This window comes from Faecalibacterium sp. DFI.5.82 (assembly GCF_029076575.1).
Lineage (GTDB): Bacteria > Bacillota > Clostridia > Oscillospirales > Ruminococcaceae > Faecalibacterium > Faecalibacterium duncaniae.
This window is the reverse complement of the sequence record NZ_JARFIS010001091.1, coordinates 1-290: the sequence shown is the minus strand read 5'-3', so window position 1 is coordinate 290 and position 290 is coordinate 1. Positions and strand designations below refer to the sequence as shown.

Below are 290 nucleotides of genomic sequence, written 5' to 3'. Positions count from 1 at the left end.
CTCCCATATCCATATCTCCCCAATGAAAATACTGTATCTCTCCTTCCGCCACTTCCATTAATCTTTTCAAAAAAATCCGTTCTTTCGGAGAATAAAATCCATGACAGAACAGATAAAGCGTATCCTCTCTGTATTTCATTTCTTCATAATTTGCCTTATTTTCAATCGTTACAATTCTTTGGACTCCTTTTATAGAAACGGGAAAGGCACGTTCCAATGTCTGCGAATTAATCACTGTTCCGTATTGATTTTGAGATGTATCTATTTCATATTCCTTTTCCCTCGCCTTA

Annotated in this window: 1 protein-coding gene; it reads right to left on the bottom strand. The window is 36.2% G+C overall.

The window, feature by feature from the left end; all coding sequences use genetic code 11:
• Nucleotides 1–290, bottom strand: a 290-nt coding sequence (locus P0G09_RS20285; protein WP_275253580.1) for a Wadjet anti-phage system protein JetD domain-containing protein, incomplete at both ends; no start/stop codon positions are given.